Source organism: Blastopirellula marina, assembly GCF_002967765.1.
GTDB lineage: Bacteria > Planctomycetota > Planctomycetia > Pirellulales > Pirellulaceae > Bremerella > Bremerella marina_A.
In genome coordinates this window covers 2,694-28,616 of the sequence record NZ_PUHY01000007.1, presented here as the reverse complement: position 1 = coordinate 28,616, position 25,923 = coordinate 2,694, and the positions used below count along the sequence as shown (strand labels likewise).

Genomic DNA, 25,923 nt, shown 5'->3' with positions numbered 1-25,923 from the left:
CCGCTGTTAGCGATTGTCGAGGTCGATGCGTCTGGCGGTTCCGACACAGAGCTCTCAAGTCCTTTTGCCCAGTACCTGCTCGATATCGAGATCGCCGATGTTGTCCCACCCCAGGTCGTCGATATCAGCCGGCTTCCCGCCGAGGGTGGGACCACCGATGAAGTGATCAGTCGATTCGAAGTAACATTCAGTGAGGGCCTTGATCCGGCGACCGCCAACACGCCTGATTTCCAAGTGGCGACCTACGAGGGGCACACGTATGCCTTGACCCCCGATTGGATGACATGGCCAGACGCCCAGGCATACGCTCAGTCCCTGGGAGGCAACCTGGTCACGATCAACGATCAAGCCGAACAAGACTTTCTGACCAATACATTCGGCAATGAATACCCCTGGATTGGCCTGTCCGATTCGGTCACAGAAGGGACGTTTGTTTGGGCAAGTGGTGATCCGGCTAGCTATACGAACTGGGATGCCGGGTACCCCACGGAGGACTTCGAGAATTACGGCGATTATGTTCTGTTAATGGATGACGGCTCTTGGATTAACGACACCTACAACTTCGATCTCTTTCGAGGGCTGATCGAGTTGGACTCTAGTGCCGATACGGATGCGGATGGAATACCGGACATTCTGGATCGGCTGCCAAACGATCCATTCAATGGATGGGACCTGCGGGCGGCGGGTGATGATGGCCAATTCGATACCGCCGATGACATCCGATACGATTTGCAAGTCTCTCCTACGTACGTGTGGGGAACGAACGTCTCTCTATCCGTCGCCGATGGCCCACTTGGCGACGGTGAATATCGTCTCACGTTGACAGATTCACTGACAGATGTCGCCGGGCATCCTTTGGATGGGAACGGAGAGATCCCTCTCGTACGTCATTTCACCGTCGATCTACCGGATGTCTACCAGTTAGAAGGCAGGTCCAATGATACGTTCGATCAGGCTACGAGCATGGAACTATTTGAGGATCCGCCCGGAAGTGGCCTGGCCATTGGGCGTGGCCTAGGGGCGATCGATCCGGAGGGAGATACAGATTGGTGGGCGTTTGAGGCGAAGGCAGGAGACAGGATCGCAGTCGCCATCGATCCCATTGGCGCTGAAGCATTTGACTCGGCCATCTACCTTTATGACGCTAACTACAATTTCATCCGCTACGACTGGGATAGCGGTCCTGGGCAGAGTTCGTACATCAGCCACTATCAAGTGACTGAAGATGGCACTTTCTACCTAGAACTGTTTGGTGACTACTTTGATGACGTCGGCTCTTACCAGATACGCGTCGAACGTGCCCGTGACATCGATCTCGAATCGGACGCCAACTACAACAATGACTCGATTTCCAACGCCGATCCCATCACGCTGACTGAACTAGGTGACCAACAGCTCGGCACGTTTGCTGGAACCATCATGGCCGGTCAATCTGGCAATGTTGACGAAGATTATATAGACCTCGGTGTCGTCAACGCGGACGATACGATTTTACTCAGCACTCGCCTACCAGACAGTAGTAGTCTTTCCGCAATCGTCGAGATTCGCGATGCGTCCAATCGGGTAATTAGTGTTGCGACGAACCCATCCGACGCGGTAGCTCGCGCTGATATCACGACGACTGGGAAATACTACGCCGTTGTCGTCGCTACGTCCGGATCTGGTCCCTTTGGACAATACCTCCTCGACGTTGCCATCCAACCCACCGCAAACCTAGCGTTCGCGGATCTCTACGTCACCGACGTCCAATCCCCAACTTCGATTTCCAGCGGCGAATCGGTTTCTCTTTCCTGGTCGGTTGGAAACTTCGGCGCTGTTGCCACTGGGACGTCGACTTGGACCGACCGCGTTATCTTGTCAACGAACGATCGATTCGGCGACTCTGACGATATCCAGCTTGTATCAAACGGTCACGCAGGCGTGATTGACGCTGGTGATAGCTACACGGTTGATACGACCGTCCAAATTCCAATCGGAGCGAGTGGTAGCTACTATTTATTCGTCCATACCGATAGCAATCAGAATGTCCCGGAATTCATTTTTGAATCGAACAACGTCTCTTCGCCGATAAGCATTTCTGTATCTGCGACCCCCTCGGCGAATCTCGCCGTTAACGATATCACGTTACCCTCCAACGGCATTTCAGAACAACCGATCACCATTGAGTGGCGTGTCACAAACTCTGGTTCCGGAGTGACAAATGATGGCACGCAATCAAATGAGATCGATCAATGGTACGATCGTCTGTTGCTTTCGAGCACGGGACAAATGGACGACCCAAACAACATTCTTCTAGCGGAGGTACTACGAGACTCATCGTTGGCTGCTGGGGCAGACTACGATGCGAATTGGACGGGGCTGCTACCCGCAAACTTGGATGGCCTGTTCCACGTAATCGTCACGACCGATAGCAAGAACAACGTTTACGAACGCGATTCAGAAACCGACAACACGCAGATAAGCTCTGAGAAGATTTCGATCGTGCCGTTCGCCTACCCCGATCTTCGAATCGTGACGGCAACCCTACTTACAGATTCTGTCTATGCGACGCAACCATTGCAGCTGGAATGGACGGTCGAGAACGCAGGGATCGGTGCTACGACGCAGCAGCTTTGGTTTGACCAGGCCATTCTTTCCCAAGATTCCGTCTTGGATGACGGCGACATTGTCTTGGACTCCTACGGGATCTCGCAACAGATCGCCGCTGGGGGTAGTTATTCGCGCTCGGAGCAGTTTACGACTCCCGGCGGCTTGAGCGGGACCTACTATGTCTTTCTCCGAACGGACTTCAGCAATACGGTTGATGAATTCAACTACGAAGATAACAACGTGGCACTTGCCGTGGGGACTGTCACAATCAGTCCGCTTCCCCAACCAGATCTTGTAATCACGTCGATTCAGTCACCAGCGAGTGCGTTTTCCGGTCAGGCGATTGATCTGGCTTGGCTTTCGAAGAATATCGGAACGGGTACGGCGGTCGCCAATTGGATTGACCAAGTCTATCTTTCGCAAGACAAAATGCTCGATGCCTCGGACATTTTGCTAAGTACTTCGACGCATCTTACCAATATCTCGGTGGGTGAAAGTCTCGATACAACCAAAACGGTCACACTGCCACTCGATACCACCGGCACTTACTACTTGCTCGTGGCACTTGATGCTAACGAGAACTTGTCGGAACTCAACGAATCGAACAATCTGGGTATTTCCGCAGCCCCACTTACCATCGCTTCTTCTCCATCCCCCGATTTAGAAGTTGCATCGTTAACGACATCTGTTGACGAGTGGCAGCCGGGGCAAACCATTACGCTTGATTGGACCGTGGAGAATGTCGGAGAGGTTGCAGCGGCCGGAAATTGGATCGATCGACTTTACATCTCTCCCGATGGGAGTCTGGCAAGTGCCACGCTGCTTCACACACAAGAGCACACTGCCGATCTCGACACGGCAGCGGCATACAGCGAATCGATCGAAATCTCTGTACCAACATTCGGGGACGGTTCGTATCAGCTGATCCTGATATCGGACGCGTTGGATAATGTGTATGAACTTGGACGCGAGGACAACAACACATTTGCAGGGCCAACAATCACCCTGGGGCACACCGATCTCGAAGCTACGATCGAGGACACTCCTGCTGAGGCAACGGCTGGGCAGAATATTTCCATCCAGTGGAAAGTCCAGAATATCGGAACTGCTCCAACGCTGATCGATTTCGAGGATCAAATCTATTTGTCGAAAGATGCGGTCCTCGACGCGAACGATCTGCTGCTTGGTAACTTCCAACACGTCACATCGATTCCTGCAAGTAACGAACGCTCCCAGTCTCTCACCGTAACGCTACCCGACAGCATTGACGGAGATTGGTATGTGCTGGTCCGAACCGACGCCAACCTTGCCGTCGATGGTAATTTCTCGTCGAACAACCTTGCGTCCAGCCCGATCACACTTTCGTTGCCGCCGCATGCTGACCTGGCCGTTACCGACGTAACGGCGTCTTCCCTAGTCATTGGAGATCCAGGGACCATTTCTGTGGGTTGGACGGTCACCAACCAAGGAACCGGAGCCGGTCAAAACGCGTGGAATGATCGCGTTGTGCTATCGTCCGATCAGACACTCGGCAACGGCGATGACATTACGCTCGGCGTCTTCCGTCATGTTGGGGCGTTGGATGTCTCGGAGTCTTACTCGCAAGCGCAAGATTTACTCCTGCCGTTTGGCCTAAAGGGAACGTACCACGTCTTTGTTGTCAGCGACTCTGACAACGAGGTCCTCGAATACGCCGGTGAATCCAACAACTTTGCCGAAGGCGATAACGCTGTCGAAATCAGTCCGGTTCCTTTTGCTGATTTGGTGATTTTAGACCTCAACACGCCCACTTCGGGGCTGAGCAGTCAAACGCTCTCTTTCTCGTGGGAAGTGGCCAATATCGGAATTGTTGTGACGGACTCGGCGCGTTGGCTAGATACCATCCAGGTCGCACGGGATCCGGCAGGGCTCGATATCATCGACGATGTCAGTCTTACTTCCGAACATTTTGGAGCGTTGAGTCCCCAGTCCAGCTATATGCGTACCGGCACACTCACTTTGCCTGACGGCCTGGAAGGAACCATCTATCTGGTTGCCAACACCAATCCCCATAACAGCATCTACGAGTTCAACCGTATCGGCAACAACCAAGCCATCTCCGACCCTATCTCGATCTCCCTGGCTCCTTCGCCAGATCTGATTGTTGAAGATATCATCGCGCCTCCGGTCGCCACGGCTCAATCGAAGATCGATGTCAGCTGGACCGTCAAAAACGCTGGTGCCGCATCCGCCGATGGGTACTGGAGTGATCGGGTATTCCTCACCCCTACAGAAAACGGTGATAAGCCTCGAATCCTGCTGGGAATATTCCAGACACAAACGCCACTAGGCGCGGGAATGTCTTACACACGCGCTGAACAGATACCTCTCTCCACCGAAATCCAAGGTGCCTACCGAGTCGAGGTGGAGACAAACTTCACCTCCTCCCTATATGAATCTCCCGCTGACAGACTCAACAACAGCCTTCTCAATGACGAGATCACGCTGGTAAGTCTTCCACCACATCCCGACTTACAGGTTAGTAAAATCATCGCCCCCACGACCGTATCGGCGGACGGGACCTTGGACATTGAATTCGTTGTGACGAATAAGGGAGAACTCGCCACGGATCGGACTTGGACAGATCGGGTCTACTTTTCCCTCGACAACCAGCTCACATCGGACGATATCTTGATTGGCGAGATGAGCAACTTCGCCGCGCTTGCCCCTCAAGACGAGTATCTCGCTACCGCACCGACATTTCAGATCCCTAAACGATACCGCGGCAACGTTTTCATCCTGGTTGCAACGGATGCCAACGACCAGGTCGAAGAGTTTGTCGATGACGCCAATAATATCTCGGTTGCCTCGATCTACGTCGATCCGCTACCCCCGTCCGACCTGGTGACCTCGAAGGTTATTTCGCCTAACGAAGTCTACGATGGCAGTACGATTGAGGTTTCTTTTACGGTCACCAATCTGGGGCTTGGAGAAACCGACCATGATTCTTGGACCGACTCGATTTGGCTCTCTAAGGACAAGAATCGGCCTGATAGCCGTCGTGGCGACATCTTGCTCTCGACGTTCTCACACAGCGGTTCGCTTGCGATTGGCGAGAGCTACGACGTCACTCGAAGCGTGCAGCTACCGCTGATTGACGGTAAGAGAGTGATCGAAGGCGAGTGGTATATCACCGCCTGGACGGATGTCTATGACTTGGTAACCGAAGATACCCGCGATACCAATGTTAACCCGGACGACCCTAATGAACTTGACAACAACAACTATAAAGCGACACCGCTGACACTGCTTCTCTCGCCACCGGCAGACTTGGTCGTGTCCCAGGTCGTCGCCGATGAATCTGCAACAGCGGGAGAGTCAATTACCGTCAGTTGGACGGTTGAAAACCAGGGGAATCGAAAGACTCAGACCGATACATGGTACGACCGTGTCTACATCTCCTCACACAGCGACCTTGCTCATCCCGACGCGAAGACCTGGTTGCTGGACAATGTCGAGCACAAGGGGGTTCTTCCGGTAGATGGCAGCTACACGGTCGAGGCGCAGTTTGATTTGTCCCCCGAAATCACCGGCAATTTCATCATCGTCCAAACCGATAGTAGTTCTTTTGTATTTGAGGGCCCATTCGAAGGAAACAACGCAGCCGTCACCACGACTTCTATCACGGGGACCGCTTCCGACTTGCAGATTTCCGCAATCACGCTGGGATCGAATGCCGTCTCAGGTCAACCGCTCGACGTATCGTGGACCGTGACGAACCATGGTGCACCAGTCTGGTCGGGAACACCGTTCTGGACAGAATATGTCTTCCTCTCCAGGCTTCCAACCTTTTCCCTAGAAGAGTCCACACTTCTCAAGAAGAGCATTCACAGCAATGCAAACGGCTTAGGCACAGGGGTCAGCTATACAGAATCAGAGACGGTTCTGCTGCCGAGAGGACTTGACGGAGATTACTACATTTACGTCTGGACCGATGCAATACCTATCCCTGATCCAGCAAAGTACGAGCCTACATTACCATCGGACAGCAGTAATTCCGCAAGCTACAGATTCTACTCAGCCGCCAACGGATGGAATCGTGGCTCGGTATTTGAAGGTGGCTTTATCACAGGGGGAGGGGTCGCCCCGGCAGAACTTAACAACCGAGATTCTCATGCCGTTCAGATCAAGTTCGAAGAACCAGATCTCGAGATCACGTCCATGTCTTTGTCAGACAACCAGGCGAACTCGGGTGAACACATCTCGGTAAGTTGGTCGGTGACCAATGTAGGCAACGCAGACACTTATCCTGCGTCAAATGGAATTAGTGTCGAAACGCCTTGGTACGATCGCGTCTTCCTTTCCACCGACAAGACCCTCGATTCGAGCGATTGGTTTCTGGGGGAAAAGCGTATCAGTGGAGACATACTTCGCGCTGGCAAGTCTTACATGCAGACTCTTGATGTCGAACTGCCCTTGCTCATTGACGGCGACTTCTACATCCTTGTTTCTGTTGACTCCAACATTTATGTCGCCGATAAGGTGAACACGGACGGAAGTGGTATTGCGCTTGATCGAAAGGGTGCATCCCTGTCATGTCTCGCCGTTGACGGCGTGGATATCGTTGGCTGCGCTGACCTTTTTGATGCAATGGGCCGAGTCCAAGAGTTTTCCCAGGAAGCGAACAATTCCGCGACCGAAACGTTAAGCGTAACGTTCACACAACCACCAGATCTCCAAGTCACCGCGGTTAGCACCCCAGAGCGAGCCACGTCGGGCCAGAACTTTGAGGTTACCTATACCGTTGCCAACAAAGGCCTGGGAGGCACACTCGAATCCGCTAGCTGGGATGAGCTTGTTTACTTGTCACGAGATCCGCATCTTGATCTCAATGCGGATCTCTTTTTGGGGACGTATTCCTCTGACGGCAACGAATTGCTGCCAGGAGGTTCGTACACCGTATCAAGAGAGCTCAAATTACCTCGCAACTACGAAGGAGCCTATTACGTAATCGTCGTAGTGGACCCCGTCAGAAGCTCGCTTCGTCCTGATGGAAACGTGTTTGAGCACGACCAAGAATTCAACAACAGCCGCGCAGCGATCCCCCCACTGGTCATCGAGGCACCTCTGCCTTCGGATCTCCAAGTAAGCGAGATTTCGCTTCCGGGCACGGGTACTGTGGGAGAAGAGGCCACGTTCACCTGGACCGTGACCAACGAGGGCCCAAATGCGTCGGTTGGTCGATGGACCGACGCACTCTATTTATCCTTGGATTCGCAATGGGATATTAACGACGTTCCGTTGGGACGGGTCGAATTCCCAGGCATCGCAGGTGAAGCCGGGAGTCACCGTTATCGGCTGGAAGTGGGTGAAAGCTACACGGCGAGCCTCACCGCTGCTATTCCGCCGACCAATCCCGGAACGTATCGGGTCATCGTACGCTCGGACGTGCTAGACGACGTCTTCGAGGCAGAGAAGGAAATCAACAATGCCAAAGCGTCGTCCGGAACACTCGAGCTTACCGTCGAGACGATACAATTAGGTATTCCTCTCGAAACGACACTCAGTACAGGACAAGTGCGGCTGTACCAAGTTGATGTTGAAGCAGGTGAAACACTTCGTGTTACGATCGACTCCCAGGCTCGCGCAGCAGCCAACGAAGTATTCATCCGTTTTGGAGACGTTCCCACGGGCATCCAATACGACGCCACCTACTCCGGATCGCTTGGTCCAGAGCAAGCCGCCGTCCTCACGACCACACAGCCGGGGACGTACTATGTTCTAGTTCGAGGATATTCCGAACCAGCAGACGATACGCCGGTCACCTTGATTGCCGAGTTGCTTCCCTTCCAAGTCACCGATATTGTGTCCGATGTGGGAGGCGACTCTCGCTGGGTAACGACCACCATCTACGGCGCACAATTCGATGCCGGGGCCGTTCCCAAACTGGTCCGGCCGCGATTTGGCGAGTTTGAAGCGGTCTCGTATCAAGTGATCGACAGCACGCGAATCATCGCGACCTTCGACTTGCGCGACGCCCCGCACGGACTTTACGATGTCAAGGTGATTAACCCCAGCGGAGACGAGGCCACGCTTCCTTATCGCTTCCTCATCGAGCAGGCGATCGCCCCCGATGTTACGATCGGCCTAGGAGGACCACGTGTTCTGAAACCGGGCGAAGTAGGTACCTACGGCTTTTCCGTTGACAATATCAGCAACGTCGATGCCCCCTATATCTATTTTCAGTTGGGCATCCCAGAGCTAGGCACCAACCCCGACTTATTCGGCTTCCGATACGCTGCTTTTACGTCAAATCTTAGGGGCCAACCCAACCTCGATACGTTAAATAGCATCCCCTGGGCCAGTTTGAATTCCGCGATTACCCTGCCAACCGACAGCGACGCATCCCTGGACGAGATCGGCCGGATTTACGCCCCCGGCATCGTGCCGAACTTAGCGACCAGAGACTTTACCGGGCTGACCTTCAATATCCATACCTACCCGGGCCTGCAGGAACTCATCGATAAAGAGTCCGCACAATTCCAGGCGGTCATGGATCAGTTTTACGAAGCCCTGAGTGCCCAACTGAAGTCGCAGCAGACCGAGCTAGACGAATTCTTTCCGCAGCTCAGCGAAGCCTACTCCGAGTACGCAGGTTCGTTTCTGGATACCATTGATCCCATCCTGATCGCGTTCCAGTTGCAGATCATGGCCTCTGCGACCGCTGTCTCGCGTGGGGAGTTCATTGTTCTGCAAACAGAGGAAGCTCTCGCGCTGCGTGAAGCCATCATCCAAGACGAATCGGCATCGCAAAGCTTGAAAGTTCTTGCGGCCGATACGCAGATTTGGACACAAGCCTATCTCGCTGCGTTGGAAGAAGCGGGAGTCCTCCGCGCCGCAGACGACGTTCCTCCCATACGCGAAAACACGGAGGTTGTCAGCCTTCTGGCGATCTTGTCGTCAGGAGTTTTAGCAGGTCCGATTGGAGAAGAAATTGTCACCAATGGCGACTTGATCGGTTTCTTTCAGCAGATCCGCCAATGGTACGGCCACGATGCAGGATTGGAATCGACATCGAATCCAGAAGCGACGTATACGCAGCCCTACGAGGCATCCGAATTCGATTTAGGACTTTCTAATCCGACACATTTCCAGGCATTCAATGTTTATGTGCCATTTAGCAATGAGCTTGGAAGTGCGCAGCTTGACATTCCCCCTTCGAGCCCTATTCAGGCTCCAGACTTTGCTCGCTTCTTTGAAGGTGCCGGTTCCGAGACCCCCAATGCGGCCATGACCGGTCCCTTTGGCTACGGTGTCGAGCAGTTCGTACCGGCGGGGCAATCGCTTCCCTACACAATCAGTTTCGCCAACGACGCCTCGTCGTCCAGTACAACCGCAGAGGTCCGCGTTCTTTCCGAGATCGATCAAGACTTGGATATCGCTTCGTTTCGCTTGGGCGATTTGAAGATCGGAGATCTAGAAGTTCATGTCCCAGACAATCTGAGCACATTTCAAGCCGATTTCGATTTTACGGCAAGCAAAGGGTTTATCCTGCGTGTGCTCGGCGGTGTTGACGTGAACACACGAATCGCCAGTTGGCGTCTGCAGGCAATCGATCCAGCGACCGGAGAGTTGGTCGCCGACCCCGGCGTCGGACTTCTGATTCCCAACAATGCCAGTGGCGATGGAGCAGGCTTTGTTACCTACCGCATCTCCCCGTTGGCGAATCTCTCGGCGGACAACGAAATCGTTGCGTCCGCAAGAGTTCTTCTCAACAATGCCGCCCCGCTAGACACCAACCAGGTTGTCAGCCGTGTCGATGTTGCCGCGCCGAAAACAACGCTAGAGGTCGAGGGGATCGGCGCCGGCAGTTACGAGGTGTCGTGGGCAGCGGTCGACGAAGAAGATGGTTCGGGCGTAAGCCACGCAACCGTATACGTCGCCAAAGATGGCGGAAGCTTTGAAATATGGTTGAGCCAAACCCACATCGACAATGCCACATTTCGCGGGGAAGCAGGTAGCAGCTACCAATTCCTCGTTCTCGCGACCGATAATGCGGGAAATCGCGAGGCACCACCTCGGGGTGTCTCCACTCCTGCTGATGGCACATCGGCAAACCTCGGCAGCACCGAATATTTCCAAGAGACAAGTACCCTGCTTACCGGCACCCCTCCCGAGCCGTCGGCTGAGCCATCAACCAATGAGATTTTCTTAGCTGTCCAGTCTGGTATTCCCTCGGCTACGACATCGCAGCCGTCCGAATTCGGATCGGTTCTAAGACCATTTACGTCGCGGGCGTATGCCTACGGAATACCGACAAGCGAAGCCGGTATTGGCCCAATGGCGATCGCCGTTCGCGAGAACAGTCGCGTGCTCATCAGTGGAGGAGCTGGCCGAAATCTCCTCTATGAAGTCTCCCTTGAAGGTGGCAACGTCGGCCAGCCGATCAAGGAACTCTCCCACCCGGTGTTCGATCTGGCGTTCGATTCGCAAGGGAGACTGTGGGCAGCAACAGGTGGCGGTCCTTTGTTACTGCTGGATGCTACGAGCGGTGACATCTTGGACGAATATGGAGAAGGCATCACACAATCGGTCGCAATCGATCCCGTTACCGATGAGATTTACGTCTCAACGACTGACGGTGTCGCGAAATTCGATTCCGTCGCGGGCACGTTCCAACTTTTCAGTGAACTTCGTGTTGGCAATCTGGCGTTCAGCCCCGAAGGAGAACTGTGGGGCGTTACGTGGCCGCAGCGCGATATGGTGGTCAAATTCGATCAATTCGGAGAACCGGAACCTGTCGTCGAATTCGATAGCCCCATCGATAGTTTGACATTCGGACAAGAGGGATCGCAAATGGCGGGGCTCCTCTTTGTTTCGAGCAACCAGGGGCGACTCGCCGGCAGTGGTGGTGAATTGACGATGGTCGATCTTGCCACACTGCAAAGAGTGGTAGTCGCGTCGGGAGGGACACGAGGAGATATCGTCCGGGCCACGCCAGACGGTCGTATTCTATTGAGTCAATCCAATCAGGTCGATGCTCTGTCTCCGATTATCGCACCACGTGTCGCCTATACGAACCCGCCTCAAGATGGCATCGCGGCGTTACCATTGGGGTCGATCACCATCACGTTTGACCAATCGATGTTTATCGGTCCGGACAACGACGTGCGCTCGGCAGTGAATCCCTCAATTTACTCGCTCGTCGGTGCATCCTCTGGCGTGATCGATATTTCATCGGCCATTTACAACGCGGCGAATCACTCCGTCATTCTGGCAACATCCGCCCTTCAGCCAGACGAGTACACGCTGACCATTGCCTCAACACTGCAGAGTGATTTGGGCGTCGAGATGGAGTCGGCCTACACGACCCACTTCACGACGGTTTCTGACTTTTCAGCCCTCGTCGACATCGAGTTCTCAGGGTCGCGATCCGATCGCCTCCAACAAACCGTGTCGTATGACGTAACCGTCACGAATCTGAGTGATTTCGATTTGGCACTGCCACTGTTCTTAGTCCTGGACTACCAACCATGGTTCGTTGGTTATCCGGTCCCGGCAGGCCAGGAACAAACGGACGACTACTGGCTACTCGATCTTTCGTCGGATCTCCCGGATGGCCTCCTGCGCTCAGGCGAATCAATCACTTCTCAGACGATTACGATTTTCAATCCGGAAGGGCAACAGCTTTCGATAGAGCATGGGATCTATACTCTGCCGACGACGAATATGGCACCCGTCTTCGATACGTCACCACTGCTCGAAGCCAAAGTCGGTGAACAATACATCTACAATTCCCATGCATCCGATCCCGATGGAAGTGTTGTTGGCTACGTACTCTACACCGGGCCAGACGGCCTCGAACTCGATCCATCAACCGGCGCAATGCATTGGACGCCTGACGAGGACAGCCCGGTTGAAGCGGATGTCGTCTTAAGAGCTTACGACACAAGAGGTGGTTTCAAATCGCAGTCGTTTACGATCTCAGTCGAAGGAGGCAACCACGCCCCATCCTTAGCCCCGGTTCCGGCTGCGATTGTTGGTCAGGAAGGAGGTTTCATCGAGCTGAACCTGACCGTTAATGATGTCGACGGCGACGACGTCGTCGTATGGGTAGAGAATCTACCGCCTGGCGCAATTTTTGACCCTTCGCTTAATACGATTAGCTGGGAACCAGGCTATCACCAGGCGGGCACTTACGGCTCGATCCGAATCTTTCTGTCCGATGGCCAGTTGGAAACCTCTGCCTCAACAATGTTTCTGGTAAGCCAAGTCAATCAACCTCCACAAATATCAGCCCCGGAGACGTTGATCAGCCGAGAAGGCGAAACGATTCGCTTCAATGTCTTAGGAACGGACGTCGATGGTGACGCGCTCGACTATCGTGGATTGGGGCTGCCCATAGGTTCAAGCTTCGATCCGTTGTCAGGCCTGTTCACCTGGACGCCAGATTTCAATCAGTTTGGCGACTACGAGGTGAATTTTCTGGTCAGTGATGGGACCTTAGGATCCTACGCCACAACGAACATTTCGATTCAAAACGCGAACGCAGGACCATACTTTTCCAATGAAAATGCCATCCTGGGACAGGAAGGCCAATTCATCGAATTTCGTATCCAAGCATTCGATCCCGATAATCCTTCCTTTGTTTTCCCTGAACGACTGTACGACGGAAGCCTGACAGCCTACGACGCCTCTACCCCCTCTGTCACCTACCAGGCCTTCGGCCTCCCTGAGGGTGCCTCGTTTGATCCGGACACGGCAACGTTCACTTGGCTTCCAGGCTACTCGGATGCGGGCAGCTATCAGTTCACCGTGCAAGCTTCCGATGACGGGGATGGCACCGGAGTAGTCGAAACAGTAACTACCACCATCAGCCTTACCGTTACCAATGCGAATCGTCCGCCGCAGATCACGCCAATTGAGAACATCACCCTACAGCGAGGTGATACGCTTGACTTGGCGATCGAAGCAATCGATGCAGACGACGACCCGATAAGCTTGCACGTTACCGGCCTGCCAGGGTATCCCATTCCGGAATTCGCAACGTTTGAAGCGTTTGGCGACGGGACCGGCAAGTTCGTATTTTCACCAGGAGTCAACGACCGAGGTAGTTATCCTATCACGCTCTATGCTGCTGAATCGGGCAATGGCAACCAAGATTTTACGGTCAGCTACACCTTTGTGGTCACCATCGAATCGCCGAATGAACCTCCGATTCTGTCAGCCATCGGTGACAAAGTGGCGGTAGTCGAAGATCCCTTCACATTTATCCTGGATGTGTCCGACATGGACGAAGACACGCTCGTGTTCAGTACGCTAGGTCTACCAAACGGCGCATCTTTGTCTCCCGAATTGACTTATGGCAAAGCGACATTTAACTGGACGCCAACCATCGCCGACATCGGTTTCCACGATATCACTTTCCGAGTTGAGGATAGCGGCAATGGCGATCTCGGCAACAAGCTGGCATCGGAAGAGACCATTCGTATCGTGGTCCGAGAATCTAATGCGATACCGGTCCTTGACCTGATCCAGGATATCACCATTCGCGAGGAACAAGCGTATTCCGTTTCCCTATCGGCTTACGATCCCGATGGTGACCCGCTCTACTTCTCCAGTCCGAACTTGCCATTCGGCGCTAAGCTCGACCCATTGACCGGCGTCCTATCATGGACTCCCAATCTATTTGATGCGGGCACCTATCAGGACATCATTCTGTCGGTATCCGACGGCAATTTGACGACTACGCAAACCGTTCAAATCGTGGTGAAAAACGAGAATCAGCCTCCGATTCTGGTTCCGCTTACCCTACAGACGGGTTACGAAGGAGAACTTTTTACATTCTCAATTGTTGCCGATGATTTTGATAATAACTCATTGTTGTATCAATCGGATTCGCTGCCAGAAGGTGCCGAACTGAATGTCAATACCGGCGAATTCCTCTGGACACCTTCATTCGAACAGGCGGGATATTACGTCATCCCCATCACCGTCGTCGATCCCTCTGGGGCCAGCGATTCGCTCGATGTTCTGATCTCGATCGTTAATCAGAATCAGGGCCCAGCCATCGAAGTGGGTAATCAGGCCGTAGTTGTCGGCCAGATGCTTACCTACTCCGTAATCGGGACGGACCCTGACGCAAATGCCGACCTCACTTATTCTGCAAGCGGGCTTCCCGCGGGTGCCGTTCTTAATACGGAAACGGGAGTAGTAACTTGGACCCCTGGTCCCGGCCAGGTAGGTGACTATGTCGTCAAGTATTCGCTTTCCGATGGAGTGGCAACCGTTTCCAAGTCCGCCTACTTGCGGGCAGGGTTAACGCTTGAAGTCCCCTACGTGAATTTAATTCTCACCCCAAGCTTTCCCGTAATCCTAGGACAACGCGTTCAAGTCAGGGCCCAAACCGACAGCTTCGTCGCCGTGACGGATATCGTTATCGAAGTCGACGGCCAGCCCATTCAGATCGACGAGAACGGTCGTGGCGAATTTATACCAGCACAAGCCGGCAAGTACGCCGTAACAGCAGCAGCAACGAACATTCTCGGAAACACGGGACAGGCAGCGGCGACGATTAAGGTCCGTTCTGGCACCGACACCGAGGCCCCCGTGGTGTCGTTCCACCCGACCATGGATCACGCACGGATTCTTTCCCTGTCGGAAGTCGTTGCTACCGTTACGGATGCCAATCTCGATCAGTGGAGTCTCGAAATCGCCCCGGGACAAAGCAACCAATTTGTCGGCCTCGCGACGGGAGAGAACACGGTAACCAACGGGGTGTTGTCTACGCTCAATCCTGCTCTCTTCTCCAACGGCATATATCGGTTGCGTCTAACGGCGGTCGATTTCGATGGCCGAACCACAACCGTCGAAGTGCCCATTGAAACCAATTCGCTTACGAAATCTCAGCAATATAAAAACACGTATATCGATCTAACCGTACCTTTCGGTGATGAGTCTCTGACCATCACCCGACGTTACGACTCCTTGGAATCGCAAACTTCCGGAAGTTTTGGCAACGGCTGGTCATGGGCAGAACGGGACTTCCGGATTGAAACCGATACGCCTCTTACCGGGCATGAGTCGCTGGGGACGTACACACCGTACACCAATGGGACTCGTCTCTATCTCACTATGCCGGACGGTCAGCGAGTGGGATTCACCTTTGCTCCTCAGGCAGAATCTGTTACCGGTGCCAAGATCTATCGCCCTCACTGGATTGCCGATGCAAGTGTCGACTATCAACTTGAATCCTCGGCTGCGTTACTAACATTAGCGGGCAATCGCTTCTACGAACTCGGCAGTGCACTTCCCTACAATCCTGCCCATCAAGAGTTCGCGAGTTCGGCTTTCACGCTGATCGCAAACGACGGCACCCGGTATCAGCTTTCCCCAACCGGAGAAACGCAACGGATCATCACCCCCTCAGGCAAAACGTTCATCCTAAGTGACTCCGGAATTTTCGGTCCCAACGGTCAAAGTGCGACCATCATTCCTGAAGCGGAAGGACGCATCGGCCAGATCATGTCAACGTCGGGCGAGACCGTCACTTACGAGTACGCACCAGCTGGTGACCTCACTGCCGTTCGCCACAGCCAGACAAGTGACACGCAACGCTTCGGATATAGCTCGGATCAATCTGGTCGGCTGTCGGTCATTCAATCAGCAAACGCTGGGGCAGTCATTGGATACGAACCAAGTCTTACGACAACCCCTGTCACCGGCACCTTGGGCACATCGTATCGTTTCGCAAACACAAGCACTGCGGGGAGCCTGGCAAACGGCGAAACACATACCTACTTGTTCAATGTGTTGGACTCAGAACTTCGCTCGACCAGTAGTGGAAAAGTCCTCATTGGCGTTTTGATCGAGTCGGCTAGTAGCACGCTGACCCCTTCTGTACCACAGATTGAAGGGCTGTCCCCCGTGGCGTCGGCAACCTCTTCCGACCATTCCTACGCACTATTCGCCATCGATCGATCCGGCATCCACGCACTTAACGTGGCGGCCGAAGCTTCCAATCCGAGCGGCGAATACAACTTGAAGCTCTTCATTGCCGGAGACGTCGACGCTGATGGATCGGTCACATTAACAGACCTGCAGCAACTCGAAGCGTTGCTAGGTACCGCACAAGCAGACCCCAACTACCAGGCTGAATGGGACTTGGATGGTAGTGGAACCATCAATCGTAGTGACGTTCAAATCCTTTCCAACAATTTCCTCTTTACGGCGAACCAGCCGCCTACCCCTGAAAATGCAGCGACCAAAACTCACCAAGACCTGGAAGTCGCTATCGGCACGCAGCAGTTGGCAGTGGATGCCGAGGGGGATTTCGTCACTTATCGTCTCATCTCGGCCAATGGGGGAACCGCTACCCTGACCGATGGTGCCCGCTCGATCGCTTTCCTACCTGCCGCGAACTTCGACGGAATTGCCACGGTCAGCTTTGTTGCCTTCGACGGCTACAATGAATCGGAAGTCGGGACCATATCCATTAATGTCAGCGATGCCCCGCTCACGCATCTCGACTTTGTCGAAAGAAATCCACTTCTGGCCAGCGGTCAGGCAACTGCCGTCCAACTCATCGGCCAGTTTACCGACCAGGCCGATGTTCCGTTGCCCTTGTCGTACGTGTCACTGGTATCGAGCAATTCGGACATCTTCTCTGTCACCGAAACCGGTCGGATCCTGGCCAAGTCCCCCGGCAACGCGGTCCTCTCCGCGGCACGAGACGGTATCAGTACCTATACCGCGGTGGGCGTCGATGTTGAATTGGACGACGATAGCCTGCTTTTGGCGGTACGCGGCATCGATAGCTATCCCCAAGCCATCGCGCTTCCGGTCGCGGAAGAGCGGCCACTATCAATCACGTTTGCGGATACCGTAGATCTCACCCAGCATGTTGGGACGATCTATTTTGTCGTCGATCCGAATATTGCATCCGTTTCGCCTGATGGCATCGTTACCGCCAATGGGATTGGTAGTACTCAGATCATCGTGATCAATGGGCCCACGGAATCAGTAATCCCGATCTCCATTAGTGCTCCACTTGTCGGAACGCAATCTGTTGGTGCCGAAGGCGCCATTCTCGCAGCTAGTGATGGTGCACTGCTGAAGATACCTCCCAACGCGTTGTCGGAGGCGAAAGACGTCAGCATTACGCCTATTGCAGAAGACGCACTGCCGGCAACCTTGCCTGATACGCTTATCTTCCAGGGGGCGCATGAAATTAATCTAGGCGACACAACGCTCGCCCAACCCATCCAGCTAACGATACCGGTTTCTCCCGATCGTAGTCCGGGTGACTTGATCTTTATCTATCGGGTTGACGAAATTCCCGACGAAAACGGCCAGCTCTTTCCCGTGTTACTTCAAGTGGATGTCGCCGTCGTTGGTGATGACGGCTTTGCTCGCACAACATCGCCACCATTTGATCTCGTCAAAGATACGGGGCGCTACGTCTACGCCTGCCCAGAGGATCAAACGGACTGGCGAGTCGCCAATGTGAAAGTGCCCGCGGCAATTCTCCAAGACGGTGCGACCCAGAGTGTAGTGCTTGCGGATAAAGGCTTCAGTGCGATCTCTACGGTATTTGCCATCGGAGCGAAATTCCACCCCGGACTTGTGGGATTCAAGGCAGCGGCAGCATACGCTCACGCGCTTATTGGTACCCACGAGATGGAGGTCATACAGTTCAACTCTACAGTATCGCAAGCGACCCCAATCGCCGTAAACGTGACCAATGCGGAAGAAATACAAGAATTCATTGCGAACAAGGTTTCGCCATTTGACGTCATAGGCCGTCAACCGGTTCTAAATCAAGCGTATTTGTCAGGAAGTGGCGAGGAATTACGTCTTAACTTACTTGGGGAGAACTTTTGCTACACCGGTCGACCGCTGAGTTGTGATACCGAGATTTCCGTTGTCTTTCAGGTGGGCGGGCCCGACGTTGAAGATACGGTGGTTGGTGGTAAAGACGTTATCGTGCTGGGATCCGATGAAAGCGTCGACGTCCATCTACCAACCATAGTCACCTTAAAGGTGCCTACAAACATCGTACTTGGGACTTCGTCGATTTCCATTCGGAGAACTACTAGAGCATGGAATGAAAACACTAAAGATTGGGATGGAGAAGTCATTGAGGTCCGAGATAGCAATTCATTGAAGCTCGCAGCACGAGGTGGATATGCGTTTGTTACTCAAAAAGATATGGAGACCCAAGCAAGCGGAGGTGAGTTCGCGGGCCAACGCGTCATAACCGTGATCGATGCGAGATCACGCTTCATAGACAACAATGGAGACCCAATATCGAATAACAATCAGTACGAAATCGAGGGAGCCATTCCAATTTCGAATGCCGTCGGTACGCAACGGCACATCGCCGTATCCGACGACAACACGCGAGCTTATTTCGTTGTCGGAGGGGATTCACCCGCGATCGGGGTCATCGACACAATCACTCGTCGTGAAATATTGGATGTGTTGCCAGATGAGCCGGTGCTGGAAGATGACACGGATTTGGAAAAGTTGCGAAAGAAAGAGTCGAATGGATCTACCAAGATCCAACTTCCACTTGGAGCGGATCCAAGTCACATTATTCTGAGCCCGGATAATCGCTTTGCTTACGTATCAGATCGCACGAAAGACGGCTTCTACGTTATCGATATCGACCCATCCTCCCAGAGTTATCATCGAGTTCTACAAAAGTCGGGCAAACAATTGATTCCTGTCGAGGGTGGGCACGGCATGGGTCTTCGTGGTCTTGCCATCACGGCGGATGGGCTCGAGTTGATTGCGACAGCGCCGGAAACGAAAAACTATGTTGGAAAGTTGTTCGGCAACGGTTCTATCCTGGTAGTCAATATTGATCCCCAGCCGTCACCCGACGAGACGCTTGCGTTTGGCGAGGTTCCGTCACACATGGGAGAAGAAAAAGCTCGGGTTGAAGTCGAAAGTTTGCCCCATGGACTTAGCTCGACACCCGATCCAGATAAGTTTGTTTTCACCAACTACAAAGGACCAGACTCTAAAGGAGTTGGCGTGCTCAAACGTAGTGGCGAACAATGGAGTGTTGGCGCATACGTTGACCTGAAACTCGGAGTTAACCCGGACAATTTCGACGTTGAGAATGCCCGCGAAATCGTTATTACGCCCGATATGGAGTACGCCTTCGTGACAGGTGTCACCATCCCAGAAGCAAGTTTCGCCTACATTGATGGGGTGGGGCTTCGAAATCTTGGCAACCCGGTACGAAGTCACGGAGTACGCATAAGCCCCGTCCCCCCAGGCGTACAATTGGTCTCAAACTATCACGGTGGCAGTAACATTGGAATCATCAAGGACCCGTTGGGGCTCAAAGGGGAACCGGAGCTTGTCGCCGCGACTCGTCCGATTCCAAGTGGATTTCCCATGGATCTCAAGTTGACAGCAGATGGCAGTCAACTTTATGTCACCTATTCTTCGGTGCGATTCAAGATCCCCTCAGATCCGGAAGATCCACAATTCGAACACGGAATGGTATTCATTTACGACGTCGATGCAATCGCGGCTGAACTTGGTACCGAAGATAGCGATTCAGAAGCGTGTGGAGCGTCCATTTACGAGTGCGTCGCCATCAACGACCTCGTTGGTGGTTCCCACGACACAGACGGCAACCTGGCAATCGACGTTCGTGCCGCACTGCAAGTCAATCCAGCATCCCCCGATTTCACCTACGAATTTGTAACACATTCAGAAAAAGCACCGCTTGCAATCGGGAACCATCCTTACGGTATTGCCATTCAGAACGACTTTGCTATTGACCTCATTTCGCCGATCCAAACAGACAAGACTAAGCCCCGCTTTGAATGGGAGGGGATAAACCTTCCAGAAGATACCGAATATCGCATCTTCGTCAGCGTTCTCCCAGAAGGAAGTGGGCTGTTCCCATCCGATGTTCGTGTGGATGATGAAAGTGGACTTTTTCCATCAAGTGATTTTTGGACATCCGTTCGTGAAAAGGTTTTCTTCCAAGAAGGAAAAAAGGTGGATGGAAACCCTAATCGGATTGTAAACGGAGAACTTGCCGACGATGGATTCTATCAGCTTCCCGTCTCTCGGGAACTGACAGCTGGGCAAGTTTACTATTGGGGGATTGAAGCCAAGTTACCAGGAAATTACGGAAGAACAATTCGCGCTTCGGCCCCCTTTGTCGTCGAACCTGCCGAAAATCCCGTTTCCGGCGCATCATTTAGCAACGTCACCGTGCTCGTTCATGGGTTCGTTCCCTCAACGGCACGCGATAAGCCGACCTCGATCGCTCACTTTGAGGAGATGGCCGATCTTGTCATCGGTTCCAGCGGAGGAGGTGCCGTCCTGCGGTATCAGCCGAAAACGGGAAAATGGATTGGTGATACACCTGAACCTGGGAAAGCTTTGGCTTTAGTTTTTGATTGGATCACCGAATCCGATATCGACGACTCAGGGTTCACGGAGGCAGCGGGTGACGCATTGTTTGCTGCGCTCGCCGACTTGAATATAGAGCATCAAATCTTTGACTCACCTTTTCATTTCATCTCGCACAGTCGAGGTACCATCGTCACGAGCGAAGCGTTGCAAAGACTAGGAACCTACTTTCCAAACATTCCGTCCATCCATTCGACGACGCTTGACGTACACGATTTCCCCCAAGAAAACCTTGCCATCGGCGGAGCAGCCTGGGGCGACTTCCAGGAGCCAGAGGTGAGAGTATGGGAGAATGTTGACTTCGCGGACAACTATTACCAGATCCTTTCCGAGAGTAATTTCCTACACGTAGCGAGTCTAACTCCGAACGGACGATGGTTACTCGATGCAGACATGAATATCAGCCTAAACAATCGTTCTGGCTTTCGGGCGGATGATGCATTCAGGCAATTGCAATCCGCTTTAGATAAGATCGCCTTAGATTCGGCCGCAGGATATCTTATTGATGGGCCGAAAGGGGCCATTCAAGATGGATTGATTTCATCTTCTAAAGAATTGCTTGCGTATTTTGAGTTGGAATTTCCTGGTGAAATTGGGGTTGGACCGCATAGTCGTGTCTGGCGATGGTATGCCGGTACCATTGACGTTGGAATCAAGGAGTTTACGACGGGCATTGAGCCCATTATACGTACCAAGTACGACGCACAGGCATACGCGAATCTAGGCAATACCAATGCAGGGCAGGCAATTAGCGACTTACCCTTTCTAGTTCCAACTTTCCCCTGGTACACTGCCGGTGAATCCACCGACGACGGATGGATCTATGCAGACATCGATGCACCGTGGGAAGGTAGCGGAACAGGTTGGTTCTTCACAACCACAGGTGGTGGCGACGAAAGACGACCTTCCGATGCAACTATTCCCCGCGCAATTCTTTTGGGTGACAATGCCGTCGATAATACGCACCCGGCCACTCAACAAGTTACAGATATTGATAAGGAAGTCGTAGTTTCTGGCGCAAAGGTACCAAGCATTTTTAATGGAAGTTTCGAGTTTGGCACATCAAACGTTTCACGTTTTCCCCTCACAACGTTCACAAGTTCCGATGAAGGAAATCAGTACTCGCAGCATCAAGCTATTCCAGGCTGGTCATTTCACGGTGGCTTCAGTGGGACAGGAATGACTGTCATCGCCAATATCGATCAACAGTACCCTGGCACCGCCATTGAGGGAGATAATCGGATTCTAGACTTGCGAGAACTTCAGGAGCTATGGGAGAACAAGCCTCCGGAATGGCCAGGCTTGGGAGAAGCTTATGGAACTAGACCGGTGTCGCTGGAGGTCGCTGAAAAGCACGGTCATGTAGCAACACTTCTGAGTTCAGCTGAACAGAATGCAATCGAGCATAACCGAATGTATTTACCCTCGGGTGTAACATCACTCCATTTTGAATTGTATGTAGCGGACGCTAGTGAGGATGATGTCTTCAGCGTTTGTATCTCTGATTCAGATCAGCTAGAAGGGCCACTACTTTCTCATTGCACAACGATTGACATTCGTACACCAACGAATAATTTCCACGGCCAAAGAGTAGATATCCCTGAATCCTTATCAGATCGAATCGTGACTGTCCGATTTGCCCTTGAGGCTGGAGGCGAGGCTACTGAAAGCAACCTTTGGATTGACAACGTTACCTTCATCTCTCCCGCAAACGCCTCCTATTACGAAGCCGGTTCCCAGCCGCTGTCCTCATCGGGCGAAAGCTTGGAACCCTCGGCCGGCGACTTGGGCGCTGTTGATGCGCACCAAGCCGATCTCGCTAAGTCTTATGCTTTAAGCCTTTGGTCCGCGGTCGACGGTGGCCAACTCCCTGTCACAGCCGCGGATTCAATAACCATTCAATTCGATGAACTTGCCGAACGATATCTAGCCCTCGTCTCCGGCCAGGAGATCACGCTGGACCTTAACGCCGCTGGGCACGGTTGGTTCATCGACGCCACTCCAGAAACGAACGAGGAATTCGAATGGGATGAACAGGCCCAGCAGTTTGTTGAATTGGAGGGGAGCGAGGCGTTTGGCAAGATGGACCTTCTCACGGTCTTGGGGCACGAGATCGGGCACGTTTTAGGGCTGTCCCATACTTCGGCGAGCACGACTTCGATCATGTCGGGCGAACTATCGCCTGGCACGCGACGTCTGCCCACGGTTGCCGATGTGTCGGTCGACGACCAGAACTCGGATTCCGGGACAGAAGCGAATGGTCCTGATTCAACGCTTTCAGCAACATGGGGAGACCTGAACAACGATGGGCGAGTTGCTGAAAGTGACGTCCAAATGCTGGTGGATATCCTCGCGCAGCAATACCGTGCAGGCAACGCAACTTTTGCGAATGCATCTACGACAGCCGACGTGAACCAGGACGGCCGCATATCACTGATGGACTTGTTGGCAGTGATTGATGAAATTACTCGACCAATTTACGTTTCGCATCAACCACTGGCCGACCACAGCGTCGCGAGCATGCTCACGGCGGCCTTACCCATGGCAGTCAATGATGATCTGCAAAGCAAAATACTGAACGGCGATTTCGCCATGACTGGTAGCAACACAGTTCCCCATTGGGAATTCGCTGGCACCGCATCCATCGACAACGGCACTTTGATCTTGGAGGAAAACGCCCGCAGCCAATCAACCGTTCGCCAGGCGTTCATCATTCCGGAAGGCACAACCGCTCTTCAGTTTGACATGATTGGTTTTTCGTTCGGAGAGAATGCCACCGGGCCACACGATGCCTTCGAGGCAGCCATTCTCAATGCAATGACAGGGCAATCACTTGTCTCGCAGATTGACTACGCAGGTTCGGATGCATTCCTCAATCTGCAAACAAGCGGAGACATCTTGCTCAGCGATGATGTATCCATTCCCAACATCGAATCGGATTCCACCATCGCTCCTAACCGTTCTTTCACGGTAACCGTCTCACTCGACCAGGTGGCGGCAGGGACAACCGCTTTGCTGTACTTCGATCTGCTCGGTTTTGGCGAAGCCAATAGCAGGGTTGAAATCGACAACGTGCGTTTGTTGACCAGTGAGATCCTGAATCTTGACTTTGAACTGGATCCAGCCAGCGATTCCGGAATTGTCGGCGATAACCTCACCAAATATTCCAACGTTACCTTCTCGGGCAAAACACGGCCTAACTCGAGTATTCTCATCGATACCGATAACGACGGATTCGACGATGGTTCGGCAATTGCTGACGCGGAAGGCAATTTCACCCTTGCCGATATCCAGCTGCAAGATGGCGAGAACCTGGCTACCATCCGATCGACAATCGGGGAACAGATTATCGAGGCAGGATTGACTATCTGGGTCGACGCGCAAGCTCCGACAGGCCAATTGTTGGCCCCAGTTGCCAATACCACCATCAATTCCGATGTCGGTTATGTCGACATTCAATGGAATGACCTCGGGCAGTCAGTGCTCGACGCACAATCGTTCGACTTCGACGACATTCTCATTTCCGGAGTATCCATCGATCGCTTTGAGGCACTTGGCAACAGTCGTACCAGGTATTGGTACTCCGATGATGGCCAGTCGCTACCGAACGGTGAGATCATGGTCGAGTTGGTGCCGGGTCAAGTCCGCGACACCGCCGGCAACCTCAATGGGGGCAGCGTTTATAGCTTTGGTTTCGACGATTCTCCGCCGATCCCAGAGTTGCTTTCGCCGGTCGAAAACTCACTCATCAACGAGGACGTGGGATACATTGATGTTCGCTGGAACAATCCTGGGTATGGGGCATTCGGCGTATCGACCGTAGACAAAAGCGATGTGACCATCGGCGGGATTACACCGAACGCCGTTGAATTCCAATCCGATGGTATCTACCGCTACTTCTATGATCACACTGGCGAAAGCCTGCCGGATGGGATCGTCAACGTTCGTTTCCTAAACGGAGCAACTTCGGACTCGGCAGGAAACACGAGCGCGGAGTTCGTTTCCACATTCCGTCTCGATACGGCAGCCCCGACCGGAACACTTTTGGCTCCCCAGAACGAAGCAGTCGTTTCCCAAGACCCCGGATTCGTCGACGTGACTTGGGGCGATTCGGGTCTCGCCGGAATCGATCCGACCACGTTCGACGTCAATGACGTAACGATCGCGGGAGTCACCATCGATGCTGTTGAATTGCTGGGGGATGGAGTTGTTCGCTATTTCTATGGCCAGGATGGGGATCAACTCTCCGAGGGAACGGTCAACGTCATGCAAGTCAGTACGCAGGTTGCCGACCTTGCCGGGAATTGGAACGATGCCAAAACCGAGTCGTTTACCTTGGAATCCCAAGATAATTCCCTGGCCATTGAACAAGTTGTGATTAATGATGGAGATGCCCAACGCTCGAATATCGAAAAGATCACGATCTATTTCAATCGAAGTACAAATTTGGCGCAACTAATCTCTGACGGCACGATCCTGCAGGCCGTGCGACTTTACAGTGATATACAAATTGATTTGACAACAAGTCGATTCCAGTACGACGATAACCTGAATGCGTTGACAATCGATCTTTCCTTGGACGGCTTTGGCGGCACTTCGTCAACAATGCTCGATGACAGTTATTATCAGTTGAAACTCGATACAGAGTTGGTGATCGGCGCGACTGGCACAACACTTACCGACAACGATTTAATTGATGATGCGTTTGCAACCCATGACTTCCACCGACTCATGGCTGACTGGAATGGTGACGCGATGGTAGACACCTTAGATCGAAACCTTTTGTTCGAACGACATGGCAGCGTTGAGGGCGACGAGATCTACGACGAAGTGTTCGACATGGACGAAGATGGAGACATCGACGATGCTGACTATCTTGAATGGCGACTCCGTTATGGCGAAGAACCTTAG

The 25,923-nt window shown here is 53.1% G+C and carries 1 protein-coding gene; it reads left to right on the top strand.

Going from position 1 to position 25,923, the window contains the following annotated elements; translation table 11 throughout:
- Window positions 1-162: 162 nt before the first annotated feature.
- Window positions 163-25,923: a CARDB domain-containing protein gene (locus C5Y83_RS10895; RefSeq protein WP_214608616.1), complete on the top strand. Its 25,761-nt coding sequence runs from the start codon at window positions 163-165 to the stop codon at window positions 25,921-25,923.